This window comes from Riemerella columbipharyngis, assembly GCF_900101995.1.
Lineage (GTDB): Bacteria > Bacteroidota > Bacteroidia > Flavobacteriales > Weeksellaceae > Riemerella > Riemerella columbipharyngis.
The window spans coordinates 70570-86137 of record NZ_FNAS01000008.1 but is presented as its reverse complement, the minus strand read 5'-3'; the positions used below and the strand labels follow the sequence as shown (position 1 = coordinate 86137).

The following is a 15568-nucleotide window of genomic DNA, read 5'->3' as shown; positions in this document are numbered from 1 at the left end:
CGCTGCACCTCATTAGCATCGGTATAATGCTCTATAAAGTGTCTGTAATTTGCCTTTAAATGGCGTTTAAATCTTAGCTCCAGCTCAGTGGTGGCATTGTGGCTTATCGTTTTCTCCCAAAGCTCGCGCAGAGCTTCTGCATCCCCAAACAAAGAACGGTAGTAAGCCGGTTTCCTATTCGGAATAAAAGCCAAATCATAATAAAAAGCATTATTTATTTTCGCCCACCGCCACGCCTTACCCGTAGCAGGCAGCGTTTCCCTGTTTTGGTAGCAGGAGGGAACGGAGGATTTGTATTTATTTCTGATAAACTTTAAATATTCCTCGCTAATCCCACAGACCTCCATCACGAGGCGCTGGGAGAGCCACAAAGTCTCCGTGCCGTCGGTTTTTCTGGTGATGATGTCTGTGGGTTGCAATTTCATTTTTTATTGCTTATTTAAAATTGGGTGGCGAGCCTCTCGCCTTTTGTTCCCGCCGTGTACCTGCCTCACGGTGTATGCTTTTCGGGAGAAATCACTACATTTGTGGTGTCTAATCAAAAATTATAGTGATATACATTTAAAAAAAAGTAATTACCTTTGCTTTGGCATTTTTATTACCGTTTAGTAACAAATGCAATAATTTATATAGCGATGAGTCTTGAAAATTATCTTCTAAAATCGAATGCACCCGCTCAAGAGATACGCTATGATTTTTCTCGGGATGAGATTGAACAACTTTATAATCTCGTATCAGAGATAGAGTACCCTCAGTATCGTATTTTTGTCCGTGATAACCTTGCAGACATTCAGCGATATATTTCGCTATCTCCTTCTCAGCGGAAACAAAAGAAGTGGGTAAATCACCCTCAGAGCTTGCTCCTGCGTATGGCGGCTCTACAAATAGCTGATTCAACTGTTGTATTTTTGCGCGATATATATGAAACTGTGTTTGTGATAGACCGAGGCTCTTATCGTAAATTTCACTCAATATTTGCCAAAGCTCTTTCTGATAAAGAAGTCTATCCTCCTTTTGCTTTATTTCCATTTGCTGATGAGCATTATCAAGCTTGCCCTTGGAAAACTCCATCATAGTCCTATTCTCTATTTCGTTTGGTCTGCGGCTTCTCTTTTTTTGAGAAGCTTTTTTTCTGTTTTTTTTAATCATTTTCTTTATTTTAAAAATAGTTAAATGCTCTTAATTGCTCTTTCCTTGTAACTATACGGCTATCCATATCTTTCACTCGGAAGCCAAAAATATAAAGCGAGCGTATCGCTATGGAGTTGTGAGGTTCGCTCCATATTCTAATGACACGGGAGGTTTTGATACAGATGATTCTGTGGATAAACTTTTTCATTTTTTTTATACTTTTGTCATTTTAAAAATTATATTCTATGGCTATTGTTCATATTCATTTAGACTTTTCTGCAGCTGAGAGAGGTCAGAACATAGAGAGTCGTAAGAAAAAGATAGACGCTCTGTGCAATGTTTTAGAAGTTCGGATTTTGAAAGAACATCTCCACTATTGGGTTGTAGAGATAGACAAACCACCATATCAAGCAGCACTTCTACGGAACTGCATATTGTCTTATAGTCAGAGTATTTCTTTGGTGACCGAGGTAGCTCTTGTAAATCCTTTTTAAAACGCTCGTTTAGTTCCTTTAAATCATTTAGGAAGTATCTTTTTGGTAGTTCCATAGTTTTCTATTGTTTTATTAATTTTTCTAATTCCTGTTTTATTTTAAGCCCTTTGCCTCTGATAGGCATTCTTTCGCCTCGTGCTATTTGTCCTATATATATAGGCGAAGTATTAAAGGCTTCCGCCAGCTTTTGGTAAGGCGTCTGATGTTTTTCCTTGATAGCCTTTGCCAGTGTTATTTTTTTATTCATACCTTTGCTTTAAATTGATAATGCAAATATACGCATATTGCGTAATAATACAAATTTAAAAGATAAAATTTTATGCAAAATGAGTAATTTTATAGATAAATCATTGATATTAAACAAGATAAAAAAGGAATATAATTTTAATAGCGATACTGATTTTGCTAAGTTTTTAGGTATAAAACCTCAAACTATGTCTTCTTGGCATAGTAGAAATACATTTGATACTGATTTAATATACGCAAAATGCGAAAATCTAAATGCAGATTTTTTATTATCAGGAAAGGGAGATGTAAAAAAACCAAATGTGCAAAAAAAGTTATACAATAAAAGTATAACTCAAAGTATAACCGAAAGTATAACAAACCAAATGTTTAAAAAAGGTTATACTTCGGAAAAAGAGGAAAAAACGAAAAGTGCAGAAAAGGTCAACAAAAAAAATGTTGACTTAAATGTTGACCAAAATGTTACCAAACCAAATGTGCAAAAAAAGTTATCAAATGGAATAGAAAACGAGAATGTTTCTTTTTTCAATGAGGAAGAAGTAGAGCGGGGCGTTAAGCTGTATAAAAGCGGTACAATAGAAGAAAGCCCAGTGGGTATTCCGCTTATTCCCATAGAGGCTATGGCGGGCTTTGGAGAAGGGGAAATCCAAGTAATGGACTACGAGACCAGCAATTATGTTATCCCAGAATTTACGGAGCTTAAAGCAGATTTCATGATACGGATAAAAGGAAATAGTATGTATCCAAAATATAGCTCAGGAGACCTTGTAGCGTGTAAAAAGCTGTTTTTAAGAGATATATTCTTCCAATGGAATAAGGTCTATGTTTTAAATACAGAGCAAGGCGCTCTCATTAAGCGCATCCATCAGAGTACCGTAGAAAATTGCATCCTATGCGTATCAGACAACGAGTCTTACAAGCCTTTTGACCTCCCTTTAGAGCAGGTTTATTCGATAGCTATTGTGGTAGGGGGTATTAGGTTTGAATAAATCAATTAAAATATCTAACAGAACAATTAATTATTACTTAATACCATATTAAAAAGTGAGCGAATCTAAACTTTAATTTTAGACGGAAATTATTACACCCCAATTAAAGCTAATTAAAATAAATCGCGCTCAATCCCTTTACATTTGGTATTTCTGTTTAATATATGTTAGTATAACTAGCCAACAAAAAATAGAAAATCTTAGTCAAATTTTACCTGCTATAAAAGAAAATGATTCTACAATAAAATGTAAATATCTTAGTAGAAATGGGAAAGTTATAACATATAAAATGTTAATCAATAAAAACAATTCTCCATTGATAGAGAGTAACATCACTCCATTATGCCAAATGTCGCCAATATTCCAAGCGGGCATATATTCAACGATTATTGCAAATTTATATGGATCTCCAACAATCATATGTAGCATCTTTTTTTAACAGATTAAATATTTTCTTTGTATCATCAGGAAACTATATAAATTGACAATCAATTGCAAAAACTTAAAATATGAGAAATGATAAACTTGGCATGAATTCGGGAATTTTCTATAAACCAAAGGCGTGTATTCTTACCACCACAAACGACACCAGCCAAATAAAGCCCTTTTACATTAGATTCCATAGTTTCCGGATTGTATTTTGGGTTTTGATTTTCGCCACAGAGCTCTATACCTGCATTTTTGAGAAAATCAAAATCAGGAAGATAGCCTGTCATCGCCAATACAAAATCATTTTCCAGAGACAATATTTCCCCATCTGCCGTTTTTATCAAAACCTCACGAGGCTTTATTTCCAAGACATTAGCTCTAAAATAAGCCTTAATATCCCCTGCTTTTATACGATTTTCTATGTCGGGTTTCACCCAATATTTCACGCTATCCGAAATTTTATCCTCACGAATAACCATCGTAACCTTTGCACCTTTTCTATAAGTTTCTAAAGCTGCATCTACTGCAGAATTACTCGCTCCTATTACCAATATTTTTTGTTTTGCATAGGGATAAGGCTCTGTATAATAATGTTTTACTTTTGGCAAGTCTTCTCCCGGTATATTCATTTTATTGGGGATATCATAAAAGCCTGTTGCGATAATTACGTTCTTGGCTTTGTATTCTGCCTTATCGGTTTTTATTCTAAAAATTCCTTGTTCCTCCTTGTTTATGCCGAGCACTTTCTCATAAAGATTTATGGAAAGATCTCTTTGTCTTGCGATACCCTGATAATATTCTAATGCATCTTGCCGCCCTGGTTTGACGGATGCTGATATGAAAGGAATATCTGCAATCTCCAGTTTGTCTGCGGTGGAAAAAAACCGCATATAGATCGGATAATTGTAAAGTGAATTTACAATGGTCCCCTTCTCCACCACTAAATAAGACAGCCCTGCTTTTTTTGCTTCCAATGCACAGCTAAGCCCTATCGGACCCGCTCCTACAATAAATATATCTAAATTCTCCAATTTTCAATTGATTAAAAAATTAAAACTCTGCCCCGTCCCATTCTCCGGATTATGGAAACGAAACGCTGCATCTATTTTTGTTCGCTTTTTACGCTTGATTTTTTTTAATAATCCATATTAAGGCATTGATTATAAATATTGATTCAAAGTTAAAAAAAATCTTATACAAACACAGATTACTTTCATTAGAATTTTATTGATATATTTGCTTTTGTTTTAATCTAAAAAATATGTCTCCAACCGTTCTATTATTGATTGTATTCGTTTATTTTGCATTGCTGCTGATTGTAGCTTATCAAAAGGGTAAAAATAGCGATAATGAGGGGTTCTTCGTAGGTGATAGGAGAAGTAATTGGATGCTCGTCGCATTCGGAATGATAGGAACTTCTCTATCCGGAGTTACTTTTGTAAGTGTACCGGGGATGGTAAGCAAAGACCATTTTCATTATCTACAAATCAGTATCGGCTATGTGATAGGTTATATCATAATTGCATATGTTCTTTTGCCTTTGTATTACCGCCTGAAACTCACCTCCATATATGGATATCTTCAAGAACGAATGGGGCGGTATTCCTACACTTCGGGGGCGGTTATTTTCATTGTGTCGAGATTGGTAGGGGCTACGGCAAGGCTTTATTTGGTGGTCAATATTTTACAAATTGCTATTTTGGATAGTTTCGGTATTCCTTTTTGGGTAACCACATTAGTCATATTAGCTATGATTATCCTCTATACCTATGAGGGTGGCGTAAAAACGATAGTATGGACAGACACTCTGCAAACTACTTGTATGCTTTTGGGGCTGTGTATTTGCACTTTTTACATTCTAAGCCATATGAATGTTGGTTTTTTGGAAAGCTTGCACCTTATGCACAACAAAGGCTATACAGAGGTTTTCAATACTAATGTTTATGACAAAGGATTTTTCTTAAAACAAATCCTTGCGGGAGCTTTTATCACCATTACAATGACGGGCATAGACCAAGAAATGATGCAAAAATCTATCTCTGTAACCCACCTCAAAGACAGCCAAAAAAATATGGTCACGCTTGGGGTTATTATTTTCGGGGTTATAGCTTTATTTCTCTATATGGGAGGACTTTTATATCTCTATGCAGACCAGCAGAATATCTCCACTACCGGAGACCAGCTTTTCCCGGAAGTGGCACTTCGATATATGCCGCCGTTTATCTCTTTGATATTCATCATCGCTCTCATCTCTGCATTATTCCCTAGTGCAGATGGTGCTATGACGGCTCTTACTTCATCTATTTGCATTGATATATTCAACCTTAAGAACAAAAAGATTTCCGAAAAGAAACAAGAAATTTTCCGCAAAAGAGTCCATTTACTCGTAGCCTTATCTTTCCTGATGATGGTTTTGATTTTCAAGATTATAAACGATAATTCTATGATTGGGCTTATTCTAAAACTGGCAGGTTTCACATACGGACCTCTGTTAGGATTATTTGCTTTTGGAATTTTCACCAAAAACGCGGTTCACGACCGCTGGGTACCCCTCATCTGTATTATTTCTCCTATTGCTTCCTATATCATTGATAAATATCAACAAACTATTTTCGGAGAATTCCAAATCGGATTAGAATTACTGATCATCAACGGTTTAATAACTTTTTTAGGGCTGTATATTATTAGCAAAAAAAATACGAGAAAAAAAACATAATATTAACGCTATTTACTCTAATGAATATTTGTTAAAAAATATGTAATTTTGTCCTCGTCAATTAAGGAATAATATTATGATAGATAAAAAAAAGGTTCAAAATTTTCTAAAAGAAATAGAAGTAGACGATTTAGTAAAAAATATACAAGTGATGGGTGATGATGTCTATATTGATATGCAAGCCCATTCTCCGGCGATGCACGAAAAGAAGAAACTGGAAGCCGCGATGAAACAGGCTTTCTTATCGGAGTTCGGAGAGTCTGTGCAGCTTAAACTAAAGATAGAGTCTCCACCTCAGTCCGAAGTTCAAATGAACCAAATCAAAGGCAAACAAATCCCCGGTATCAAGAATATTATCGCGATAGCTTCCGGAAAAGGAGGCGTAGGGAAATCGACAATTTCTTCCAATATGGCAGTAACATTGGCAAAAATGGGCTTCAAAGTAGGGCTGTTAGATGCAGATATATACGGGCCTTCTATTCCTACAATGTTTGATACAGAAGGGCAAAGACCTATTTCAGTGGAAGAAAATGGCAGACAGCTGATGAAACCCATAGAAAACTATGGCGTAAAAGTATTATCTATTGGTTATTTTTCCGGGGCTAATCACGCCGTAGTATGGAGAGGACCTATGGCAGCAAAAGCTCTAAACCAAATGATTAGAGATGCGGCGTGGGGAGAGCTGGATTTTCTGCTTATCGATTTGCCACCGGGTACAGGGGACATACACCTATCCATTATCCAAGAGGTTCCTGTAACTGGGGCTGTTATCGTGAGTACGCCTCAGCATGTGGCACTTGCCGATGTGAAAAAAGGAATTGCAATGTTCAAAATGGAAAGCATCAACATTCCCGTTTTGGGCTTGATAGAAAATATGTCTTACTTTACTCCTGAAGAATTACCAGACCATAAATACTATATTTTCGGTAAACAAGGTGCTCAGTTTTTGGCAGAGACCTTAAACATTCCTATCTTGGGCGAAATCCCATTGATACAAAGCATTCGCGAAGCCGGCGATGTAGGACGGCCAGCCTCTCTGCAAGAGGGTTCAAAAATAGCAGAAATATATCACGAAACTGCAAAAAAAATGCTGGAAAGCCTTATAGAAAGGAATGAAAACCTGCCTCCCACAGAAGCTGTAAAAATCACAACAATGTCTGGCTGTTCACCTAAAAATAAAACCAAATAAAACCTTTTCGAGAAATGGAAACACAAAACGAAAAAATTATTACAAAAGTGATGGAAGCTCTGGAGAGCATTCGCCCTTTCCTGAACAAAGACGGCGGAGATATAGAGCTTATAGATGTAAAAGACAATAATGTCTATGTACGCCTTTTAGGAAATTGCTCCAGCTGTCCTATCAGCTTTTCCACGATGAAATTAGGGGTAGAAAATACCATTAGAGAGAAAGTTCCGGAAATAGCTGAGATTATCAATGTGGAATAATATTCAAAAAATCAATATAACAATGCCCAATTAGGGCATTGTTTTTTTTATAGATACACGAAGGGATGTCTTTATTCGCAGTCAAAGAATTTTTACTCATCATCAAAATATAAAAAGTTCATTGAAATAGAGACTGCTGCTTTTCCAACATTATAAATGAAATCAGTGTAGGTCCGATTAGAATGTAAAGGGTAGAAATGAATATCTATATTTACATAGATGATATGAATGGGTGTTTAAGATTGATTAATAATAGTTTAAAATAGCCTTGTTTGCTAATTATTCGTTGACATCTCTATCTCGCTCTACGTTTCTTTCAATTTTGTTCTTCCAATATTCTTGGTTTGCTTTATGGTCGTTTTTTCGTTCGTGCCAGTCTTTTCCGTATCAAAATTCACTGTTCATGAAGACCACCTGTTTGATATTTTGAAAGTCAAATTGGATTTCCTAAAAAATGGTTTTATTGTTTTTGCATTAACGGCATCCTCTCGTAAAAAAGACTTTGGCAGATAATATTTTGGGTTTCATTTCCGAAGATTTCTTTGCCCACATATTTTTTTCTTCTCTGCTCCCTTGCCAGGCTTATCCATTCTATAAAAATATAAACCTAAAACAAACTGTCACTTTCTCTTTACCGACTCCCACCCCTTCGATTTAATGATTTTCTCTTTGTCGGTGATGAGGTAGTATTGATAATTCGGGAAGCGTTTCATTAGTTTTTTGCCCTTTTTGGCGCCTAATACCATAACGGAGGTGCTTAGTCCGTTGGCAAATTCCGCAGAAGGACCTTTGACGGTAGCGCTCGTCAGTCCGTGGGAAGGGTAGCCCGTTTTGGGATTGATGATATGGGCATAGCGTTTCCCGTTGATGACAGCATATTTTTCGTAGTCGCCGGAAGTGACCATAGACTCGTTGTCCAGAGTGATGATATCTATGTACTCGGAGGGATGGAATGGGTCGGTGATGCCTATCCGCCACAGCCTGCCTTTGGGCGAAAGCCCCCATACCGACATATCGCCCGATGCATTTACGATGCCCGCTTTGATGCCTTTTTTCAGCATCAGCGCTTTGCCTCTGTCCGCCGCATAACCTTTCCCGATGGAGCCGAAGCCTATTTTCATTCCTTTCTTTTTCAGGAAGATGGTGCAGTTGGCACTATCCAAAACAATGTTTTCATAACCCACGCGCGCCACGGATTTTCTGATGCTGCTGTCTGCAGGCATCTCTTGCATAGAGCCGTCAAACTTCCAGATTTTATCCATTGCCGCAATGCTGATGTCAAAAGCACCGCCGCTTATTTTTGAAAAATAAATTCCCCTTTTAGTCAAGTCAAAAACTTCTCTATCCACCTTCACGGGGGTAATGCCAGCGTTTCTATTGACTTCCGAGATTTGCGTATTGGGACGCCATTCGGAGATTAAATTTTCTATGCGGTCAATTTCCGCCACCACTTCGTCAATATCTTTTTCTGCCGAAAGGCTGTCTTTATCGACGATGCTGATGTCAAACCGGCTTCCCATAAGGGCTACGGTGCGGTGTCTCAACACTTGGGCATGGAGGAAACTAATCCCCGACAGCACGCAAAATAGTAATATCCATTTTTTCATCATCTAATAACAATCGGTTCGTATGCGGTGATTTTCTTTGAGTGCCGCCACGCCCGGTAGTTGATTTTTTTGGCAAAGTTCCTCTATCAGAGCCTCTACGCTTTTTTGCATGGCTAAGGAACCACAGAGCATAATCACGCCGTTTTGTTTCAATGTATCTACGACGGCATCAGGGTTTTCACGCAGCAAATCCGTAACGCGTTTCGGTGCATCGCCTGTGGAATAAGCGATCCGAAAATCTTCCACAAGGTGTTTTTTCCTGCTTTCAACAATGGCATTGCGGAGGTCTTCCGTCTCTTTGTTGCGGTGCCTGAAACCGGCATAAAGAGTTTTTTCGATGCCCGGAGTGGGGGTGTTTATCATTCCGAGAAATGGGGCAATGCCTGTACCGTTGCCTATCATCAGTACACGAGATGCTTTTTGGGGAAAATGAAAATATTCGTTATTGATGATTCTTGCTTTAATTTTTTCGCCCGCATTCAAGCGGTAAAGGTATTGCGAACCCAGTCCGTGGGGGTGCAGTTTCACGAACAGTTGAATATTCCGCCCGACTTTCCCGATGGAATAAAGTCTCTCGCGGTGGTTGCCCTCAGGATAAATCCCCAATATATCGCCCGATTGGAAAGATTTTTTGGAAAGAGGTTTCAGCGTAAGGCTGAAAATTTGGTTTTCTTCGTCCAGCGGCGTTTTTGCCACAATAGACAGATTTTCAAAATGCTCCACCTCAAAGTGGTAATACATCGGATTGGTCATCAGGGATTGTCCCGTTTTTTCGTTCCAAGCCTCAGTCCAAAATGCCAATTCCTCTGTGGAATGCTCGTTGACCGTATGTAGCGGCAGCAGTTCATTAGCCCAAGACTGTTCCGAAAGCAGGGCGTTCACTCTCTTTGCAAAGCCGCAAAAATCGGGATAAGACTCCGAACCAAAACCTACAACAGTATAGTCAATGTTTTGATTTTGAGGGGTTTGAGTTAATAATGTTTCAAATTGATCCGCACTGTCGGGGGCTTCGCCCTCGCCGTAGGTGCAAGTGAAAACGATGAGTTTTTTTGCCTTTGGAAATAATTGATAATCATTCAAATAAGAAATATACACGGGGTGTTTTGCATTCAACAACTGCCGGTGGATTTTATGGGCAAAAAGAGAGGTGCTTCCGCTTTGCGAGCCTATCAAAAGAATATATTCCGCCTCGTCTGCCGTGTATTGATTTTTAAGTTTTTTCGGTCTTCTGTTAAGCCAAAGAAATACGCCGGAGCCGATGAGCAAAGGAATTACCATTGCCGAAAGGAACAGCACGAATGCCCATACGGTATTGGATTCACCGGTGTGCAATTCTTGGTTAAAGCGTTTCCAGACTTTAGCCTCTGCCACGGGCTGTTTGGATAACACCTGTCCCGTGAACTGATTGATTTTCAGTGTTTCGGTGGTGGTAGTAAGTTCAAAAAAATCCTCTTCTTCCTCAAACAAAGGGAAAATCAATTTTTTCACTTTCGCTATCGGCGTAGATTTGAATATCGGGAAATCTTTTACCTGTATGTGTTTCAAGTTTTTTTCGGGTTGAAAACTAATTGCTTTGGGTTGTCGTGTGTTAATTAACCCCAAGCGAAAAACAAACATCACGCTTCCCGTAAGGGCAATGATGGTCAGCGGAATGGCAAACCACTTGCCACCCAAGAAATGAATAAAATCCGACTTGTACATCATTTCCGCATTGCGCAGTATTTTGTCGCCCTGTCTTCGGTAGAGGAGCACAAAGCCCGTCAGCAAGGAGATGAGAAACAATGCCGCCGTACCGCCCACGATGAGCCTTCCCGTCTCGTGCAGAAACAAAGAGCGGTGGAGCGCCTTTATATTTTTCAGCCATTCAGGTTTGGGGGGAGCTTTCCCTGCGATGCGTCCGTCTTTCGGAGAAATTACGCCGCCGACTTCCGACATATTGTCGTCCAATCCCTTTACGGTTACTTGGTGGTTTTCCACCTCTATTTCGCTGATTTCCGAGATATGCGTTTGTATTTTTTCTATGATTTCGGCAAGAGATTCGTTTTTTACCTGATGAGGCGTTTGGATTTGTTCTGTCGCTTCCGAAAAAGCTAAAATGCCCCCCGTAAGGGAGGCTGTAAGTAAAAACGCGGAAATAACGAGGGCTAATACCAAATGTAAATAACGCCAAAAAGAGGTTTTCATTCCTTTGTTTAGGGTGTATTTAGTTTTTAACAATCTTCACAAATCTGATATAGCCTTTGCCGTCATATTTTTGGGTAAGTCCCTCGTCGCTAAGCGGCACAGACACATCTTCGGAGTAGTACGGATTTTCTTCTACCGCAGACTCAAACTTGATTTTGTAGCCATTGTTCAGGTATTGGTCGTCTATCTTAAACACCTTTACCGCTCGGTTTCCGGCAGCTACCGAAGCCCCCGTGATGGCATCTACATTTTCTTTACTTGCTTTTTTGAATTTGTACCACTCTTTTAAATTATGATACCATCTACGCTCATCTCCCATTACAGAGAGGGTTTTCACATATTTGCCCTGTGCATCTACCAGTGATGCTATGATATATGCCCCGTCTTCACTATTGTAGTTCTTGAGCTGGAGCATACATTTGTAAGTAGAAGTTTGGGCATAATCGAATGAGCCTGCCATCAAAATTCCCAAAACGAGGATGGATTTTAATACTTTCATATTTTCTTATTTTAATCTTAGGGGTTCTATTTCATTGATGTTTTTAGATAAAATTTCGTTTTCTTCGGCTAAGTCGTAGGCGGTTTCATCAAGAGAAGTTTTGATGCTTTTGTCCGCGCCCATTTTCAGCAGGAGGTTGATGATTTTAGCATCTTGCCCAACCATAGCCGCCATGTGCAGCGGCGTAAGCCCTTCTTCGTTTTTAGCGTTAATGTTTTTGATATAAGGTTTTAAGGCTTCTATCAATTTAGGATTTTGGGTACCGACAGCTAAGTGCAAAATCGTATTTCCGTCCGCTTGAGGCGCCGTAATGTCCACACCCTTAGCCTTCAGCAAGTCGATTTTTTTCAGAATGTCTTCCACAGAATTTCTATTTCTTCCGCTATAAGATTTTATCGCATAGTACAGTAGATTGTTGCCTTTTTTATCCTTAACGGCAGCATCTGCCGCTTTGTTGATGAGTAATTCTGCCATTTTCGGAGAGGCGTTTTCCATAGCGTAACAAAGTGCAGAAATTCCTTTTTTATCTGCCGCATTGATATTTTTAATGCCTTTGTCAAGCATCGCTTCTACGGCAAATTCATTATTCCTTCCCACCGCCTTCATTAGCGGCGTTTCGCCTTTGTCGTTCATCTGTTCGGGACTTACGCCTTTGCCGATAAAGTAGGCTATGGCATCATTGTTCGCAAATCTGCCCGAGAGCAGTAAGTGGAGCATATTATTCCCTTCGTGGTCTGTAATTTTAGGCGAAATTTTCAATTCATTGACAAGAAAATCAAAAACGGGAAGTGCTTGTTTCCCTTCTTTGGTGCCTTTTGCCGCCATAAACAGTGCATTGCCGGTATAGCTGATACCGTGTTTGATGAGGCTTTTTAGCAAATCGAGATTTTGTCCTTTTGCGGCATAATCTGTCAATGTACGCCCCAAATCGTCCTTAGCCCTAGGATTTGCTCCTTTGGAAACAAAGTATTTCATTAGTTTTAGCTCCGAACTATCGTTGGCAATGGCAAAGTTAATCAGCTTGGCACCGTCTTGATAAGTTTCATTGGGGTCTATGCCTTTTTGAAAAAACAAATCGTAATACTGCGGATCGGCAAGCCCCGTAAATGCAGCAAAAGAAATAGGCGTGTAGCCGTGGCTGTCCTTGAGCGAGAGCGATGAACCTTTGTCAATCAGCCATTTCGCCAAAGGCAAATTTTTCCTGTAGCCTGCCCAGTGGAGGTATATTCTGCTGTCGTGCGTTAGTTTTGCAACGCCGTTTCCGGGCAGTTCCACCAAATAAGTTACGACATCCAGAGGCTCGTCTGCCAATATTGCCTGCGTAGCGGCATCAAAACCAAAATTGTTGGCTTCTGTAGGGTTGTTTCCCTTGGCGATTTCTGCCTTTACGGCTTCCAAATTGGGTTTAGACTGCCAAAAATCTTTGTCTAACAGTCTGTTTTGTGCCATCAGAGAGCTAGCTCCGAAACTCAATCCCAAGAATAGAACAAAATATTTTTTAATTTTCATTATTTAATAATTTATAAAGTTAAAGCAAGTGAACGAATAAGTTTTACTTATTTAACATTGCAAAAGCAAAGAAAAAAGAAGAGCTACCCCCGTCCAATTCCTCAAAAATTTCAATGAGCAAATATATAAAAATATTTTTAATTTAGATTATTTATAAATTGATAAATTGATAAATTGATAAAATAAAGCTTATATTTCAATTTTATTTAAGGTTAAAGTTGTTAAATACAGTTCAATATATGGTTGATAATTTGTTTTGTCTTATATTTTTTATAATAAACTTTACAACCGTCAGATTTGTGTAAATTTATATTTCTTATTTGACAAAAAGAATACTACAGACATATCTGTTTGTTTTATTTAAGAACAAAAACAGAATAATTATCAATTAATATTTTAATTATCTCTTTATGCTTATTGGTTTCTTGGATGGTATTTTAGGATGGCTTCTCTTAGTTCTTCGTTTTCTAAGTGGGTGTAGATTTCTGTAGTGGTAATGCTGCTGTGTCCCAAAAGCTCTTGTATATACCTTAGGTCGGCACCATTTTGCAGTAGATGCGTAGCGAAAGAATGCCTAAAAGTGTGGGGGGAAATCGTTTTTTTGATGCCGGCTTTTTCCACAATATCTTTGATGATGATGAAGACCATCACACGAGAGATAGGAGCGCCTCTGGAATTTAGGAAAACAATGTCTTGGTACTTGTCGCCTATTTTCATGTTGGGGCGGGTATCGCGGGTGTATTCCAAGAGGATGTTTTTGGTGTATTCCGGCATAGGGACCAATCGTACTTTGCTACCTTTGCCTTCTACACGGATATAGTCTTCCTTGAAATTGATATTAGAATATTTGATATTGACTAACTCGGAAACACGCAATCCACAGCCGTAGAGCGTCTCTATCATCGTAAAGTTTCGTTGCCCGAGAAGCGTAGATTTATCCACACTGCTGGAGATGGTCTCAATTTCTTCAAAGCTGAGAGTGTCGGGTAGGTAGAGACCCATTTTAGGTGCTTCTATCAGAGTGGCGGGGTTGCCCTCTCTGTAATCGTCTTCGTGCAGGTATTTGAAAAAGGTTTTAATGGAAGAAATCCACCTTGCTTGGCTTCTTTCACTATACTTGTCTTTGCTCAGGTGGTAGAGGTACTCTTGTATTTGCTCGTAGGATATTTGAGAAGCAGCTACACCGTCCAAATACTCTTCGGCAAAGGATTTGAGTTTTTGAATATCCCTTACATAGGCGTCTATTGTGTTTTCGGAGAAATTTCGTTCGAGCTTTAGGTAGCCGTAAAAATCACTGATTTTCTCTTCCCAGTCCATAGTTAGAGGTTTTCTTCCGAGATTTGTAAGACTTCTACCCCCGCATTTTTTAGGAATTTAAGTCCCTCGTCATCGGAATATTGGTTAATATATACTAATCTTTTGATGCCGGATTGGTAGATGAGTTTGCTGCATTCTTTGCACGGGGATAGTGTAAGGTACAGCGTGGCACCCTCTGCGGACTGTGTGCTTCGGGCTAATTTCAGAATAGCATTGGCTTCCGCGTGGAGGACATACCACTTGGTTTTATCGCTGTCATCTTCGCAGTTGTTTTCAAAGCCGGAGGGGGTTCCGTTGTATCCATCAGAAATAATGGTTCTCTCTTTTACAATAAGGGCTCCTACTTGTTTGCGTTTACAGTAAGACAGCTTAGCCCATTCGTGTGCCATTTTGAGATAGGCAATGTCAAATTTATTAAACATATTGATTGAAAGTTAGTTTTATGTTTGTTTCTTCTCTTGCTGAAATAAGAAAGGTTAAAGTTAAAAAAAAAATAAATACCAGAACTATTAGGTGCTTTATTTTTCTAAGGGGTATTTATTTTTGAGGAATAAATGGCTGAAAAGTTGTTAATTTGCAAAAAAGAAATTATGAAGTTTGTGATTAGTCAAGAGGAAGAGTGGAGGGGAGTGGCATCCTATGTCTTAGACCATCTCCGATCTAATATTCTACTTCTCAGAGGGGATTTAGGAGCAGGGAAAACCACTTTTACGCGTTATCTTTTGGAAGCGCTGGGCAGCGGTGATGAAGTGTCTTCGCCCACCTATGCCATAGTAAATGAATACCTATGCCCTAAAGGAAAAATTTATCATTTTGATTTATATAGAATAAAATCATTAGAGGAAGCTTTGGATATCGGGATAGAGGAGTATTTGGATAGAGCTTGTTTGTCTGTTATAGAATGGCCGGATATTTATGAAGAGGAGCTTTCTGAAACTTTTTGCCACGAGATGACCATAGAAAAAAAAGGAAAAGAGAGAATGATAATTTTTAAATGATTA

17 protein-coding genes and 1 pseudogene are annotated in these 15568 nt (G+C 38.8%); 5 read left to right on the top strand and 13 right to left on the bottom strand.

The window, feature by feature from the left end:
• The 5 genes and pseudogenes from BLS89_RS05920 to BLS89_RS05905 all read right to left on the bottom strand — a co-directional run.
• A pseudogene (locus BLS89_RS05920) lies at positions 1 to 425 on the bottom strand (Mu transposase C-terminal domain-containing protein); the annotation flags it as partial.
• 136 nt (positions 426 to 561) lie between these two features.
• Positions 562 to 1149, bottom strand: coding sequence for a hypothetical protein (locus tag BLS89_RS05915; RefSeq protein ID WP_092736569.1), 588 nt, complete (start codon positions 1147 to 1149; stop codon positions 562 to 564).
• A 10-nt stretch (positions 1150 to 1159) separates the two neighbouring features.
• On the bottom strand, positions 1160 to 1339 hold the full coding sequence (locus BLS89_RS10415; protein ID WP_143017732.1) for a hypothetical protein: 180 nt from the start codon (positions 1337 to 1339) through the stop codon (positions 1160 to 1162).
• Positions 1340 to 1380: 41 nt separating this feature from the next.
• Positions 1381 to 1680 (bottom strand): hypothetical protein, encoded by a 300-nt coding sequence (locus BLS89_RS10410; protein WP_143017731.1) that lies wholly within the window; start codon positions 1678 to 1680, stop codon positions 1381 to 1383.
• 6 nt (positions 1681 to 1686) lie between these two features.
• Positions 1687 to 1872, bottom strand: a complete 186-nt coding sequence (locus tag BLS89_RS05905; RefSeq protein ID WP_092736567.1) for a hypothetical protein — start codon at positions 1870 to 1872, stop codon at positions 1687 to 1689.
• Positions 1873 to 1951: 79 nt separating this feature from the next.
• Between BLS89_RS05905 and BLS89_RS05900 the strand changes: the two genes are divergently transcribed.
• Complete coding sequence (locus BLS89_RS05900; RefSeq protein WP_143017730.1) at positions 1952 to 2860, top strand: LexA family transcriptional regulator; 909 nt, start codon at positions 1952 to 1954, stop codon at positions 2858 to 2860.
• Between the two features lie 204 nt (positions 2861 to 3064).
• Here BLS89_RS05900 and BLS89_RS11340 read toward each other — a convergent pair whose 3' ends face one another.
• Together BLS89_RS11340 and BLS89_RS05890 are read right to left on the bottom strand one after the other, a co-directional pair.
• Positions 3065 to 3280, bottom strand: a complete 216-nt coding sequence (locus tag BLS89_RS11340; protein ID WP_176763259.1) for an Imm42 family immunity protein — start codon at positions 3278 to 3280, stop codon at positions 3065 to 3067.
• A gap of 68 nt (positions 3281 to 3348) precedes the next feature.
• Complete coding sequence (locus BLS89_RS05890; RefSeq protein ID WP_092736564.1) at positions 3349 to 4320, bottom strand: YpdA family putative bacillithiol disulfide reductase; 972 nt, start codon at positions 4318 to 4320, stop codon at positions 3349 to 3351.
• 230 nt (positions 4321 to 4550) lie between these two features.
• Here BLS89_RS05890 and BLS89_RS05885 point away from each other — a divergent pair, with 230 nt between their 5' ends.
• The 3 genes from BLS89_RS05885 (at position 4551) to BLS89_RS05875 (ending at position 7451) form a co-directional block, all read left to right on the top strand.
• Positions 4551 to 6005, top strand: coding sequence for a sodium:solute symporter (locus tag BLS89_RS05885; protein ID WP_092736563.1), 1455 nt, complete (start codon positions 4551 to 4553; stop codon positions 6003 to 6005).
• Between the two features lie 76 nt (positions 6006 to 6081).
• A complete protein-coding gene (locus tag BLS89_RS05880) occupies positions 6082 to 7194 on the top strand; it encodes an Mrp/NBP35 family ATP-binding protein (RefSeq protein ID WP_092736562.1) in 1113 nt (370 codons plus the stop codon).
• 14 nt (positions 7195 to 7208) lie between these two features.
• Complete coding sequence (locus BLS89_RS05875) at positions 7209 to 7451, top strand: NifU family protein (RefSeq protein WP_092736561.1); 243 nt, start codon at positions 7209 to 7211, stop codon at positions 7449 to 7451.
• A 620-nt stretch (positions 7452 to 8071) separates the two neighbouring features.
• Here the strand turns inward: BLS89_RS05875 and BLS89_RS05870 are convergent.
• The 6 genes from BLS89_RS05870 to BLS89_RS05845 form a co-directional block, all read right to left on the bottom strand.
• A complete protein-coding gene (locus BLS89_RS05870; protein ID WP_092736573.1) occupies positions 8072 to 9058 on the bottom strand; it encodes an FAD:protein FMN transferase in 987 nt (328 codons plus the stop codon).
• A gap of 3 nt (positions 9059 to 9061) precedes the next feature.
• Positions 9062 to 11275, bottom strand: a complete 2214-nt coding sequence (locus BLS89_RS05865) for a PepSY domain-containing protein (protein WP_092736560.1) — start codon at positions 11273 to 11275, stop codon at positions 9062 to 9064.
• A complete protein-coding gene (locus BLS89_RS05860) occupies positions 11262 to 11741 on the bottom strand; it encodes a DUF2271 domain-containing protein (RefSeq protein ID WP_092736559.1) in 480 nt (159 codons plus the stop codon). Before BLS89_RS05860 ends, BLS89_RS05865 begins: the two co-directional genes overlap by 14 nt.
• Positions 11742 to 11747: 6 nt before the next feature.
• Positions 11748 to 13250 (bottom strand): ankyrin repeat domain-containing protein, encoded by a 1503-nt coding sequence (locus BLS89_RS05855; protein ID WP_092736558.1) that lies wholly within the window; start codon positions 13248 to 13250, stop codon positions 11748 to 11750.
• Between the two features lie 414 nt (positions 13251 to 13664).
• Entirely contained in the window at positions 13665 to 14567 is a 903-nt protein-coding gene (gene xerD, locus BLS89_RS05850) for a site-specific tyrosine recombinase XerD (RefSeq protein ID WP_092736557.1), read from the bottom strand.
• 2 nt (positions 14568 to 14569) lie between these two features.
• A complete protein-coding gene (locus BLS89_RS05845) occupies positions 14570 to 14989 on the bottom strand; it encodes a deoxycytidylate deaminase (RefSeq protein ID WP_092736556.1) in 420 nt (139 codons plus the stop codon).
• A 168-nt stretch (positions 14990 to 15157) separates the two neighbouring features.
• Between BLS89_RS05845 and tsaE the strand changes: the two genes are divergently transcribed.
• Positions 15158 to 15565: a tRNA (adenosine(37)-N6)-threonylcarbamoyltransferase complex ATPase subunit type 1 TsaE gene (gene tsaE, locus BLS89_RS05840; protein ID WP_092736572.1), complete on the top strand. Its 408-nt coding sequence runs from the start codon at positions 15158 to 15160 to the stop codon at positions 15563 to 15565.
• Positions 15566 to 15568 lie beyond the last annotated feature (3 nt).

Excerpts from the sequence above, each read along its gene's own strand:
- BLS89_RS05870 (WP_092736573.1), bottom strand. The coding sequence starts at position 9,058 with ATGAAAAAATGGATATTACTATTTTGCGTGCTGTCGGGGATTAGTTTC.
- BLS89_RS05915 (WP_092736569.1), bottom strand. The coding sequence starts at position 1,149 with ATGATTAAAAAAAACAGAAAAAAAGCTTCTCAAAAAAAGAGAAGCCGC.
- BLS89_RS05875 (WP_092736561.1), top strand. The coding sequence starts at position 7,209 with ATGGAAACACAAAACGAAAAAATTATTACAAAAGTGATGGAAGCTCTG.
- BLS89_RS11340 (WP_176763259.1), bottom strand. The coding sequence starts at position 3,280 with ATGATTGTTGGAGATCCATATAAATTTGCAATAATCGTTGAATATATG.
- xerD (WP_092736557.1), bottom strand. The coding sequence starts at position 14,567 with ATGGACTGGGAAGAGAAAATCAGTGATTTTTACGGCTACCTAAAGCTC.
- BLS89_RS05900 (WP_143017730.1), top strand. The coding sequence starts at position 1,952 with ATGAGTAATTTTATAGATAAATCATTGATATTAAACAAGATAAAAAAG.
- tsaE (WP_092736572.1), top strand. The coding sequence starts at position 15,158 with ATGAAGTTTGTGATTAGTCAAGAGGAAGAGTGGAGGGGAGTGGCATCC.
- BLS89_RS05845 (WP_092736556.1), bottom strand. The coding sequence starts at position 14,989 with ATGTTTAATAAATTTGACATTGCCTATCTCAAAATGGCACACGAATGG.
- BLS89_RS05860 (WP_092736559.1), bottom strand. The coding sequence starts at position 11,741 with ATGAAAGTATTAAAATCCATCCTCGTTTTGGGAATTTTGATGGCAGGC.
- BLS89_RS05885 (WP_092736563.1), top strand. The coding sequence starts at position 4,551 with ATGTCTCCAACCGTTCTATTATTGATTGTATTCGTTTATTTTGCATTG.
- BLS89_RS05905 (WP_092736567.1), bottom strand. The coding sequence starts at position 1,872 with ATGAATAAAAAAATAACACTGGCAAAGGCTATCAAGGAAAAACATCAG.
- BLS89_RS05880 (WP_092736562.1), top strand. The coding sequence starts at position 6,082 with ATGATAGATAAAAAAAAGGTTCAAAATTTTCTAAAAGAAATAGAAGTA.
- BLS89_RS10415 (WP_143017732.1), bottom strand. The coding sequence starts at position 1,339 with ATGAAAAAGTTTATCCACAGAATCATCTGTATCAAAACCTCCCGTGTC.
- BLS89_RS10410 (WP_143017731.1), bottom strand. The coding sequence starts at position 1,680 with ATGGAACTACCAAAAAGATACTTCCTAAATGATTTAAAGGAACTAAAC.
- BLS89_RS05855 (WP_092736558.1), bottom strand. The coding sequence starts at position 13,250 with ATGAAAATTAAAAAATATTTTGTTCTATTCTTGGGATTGAGTTTCGGA.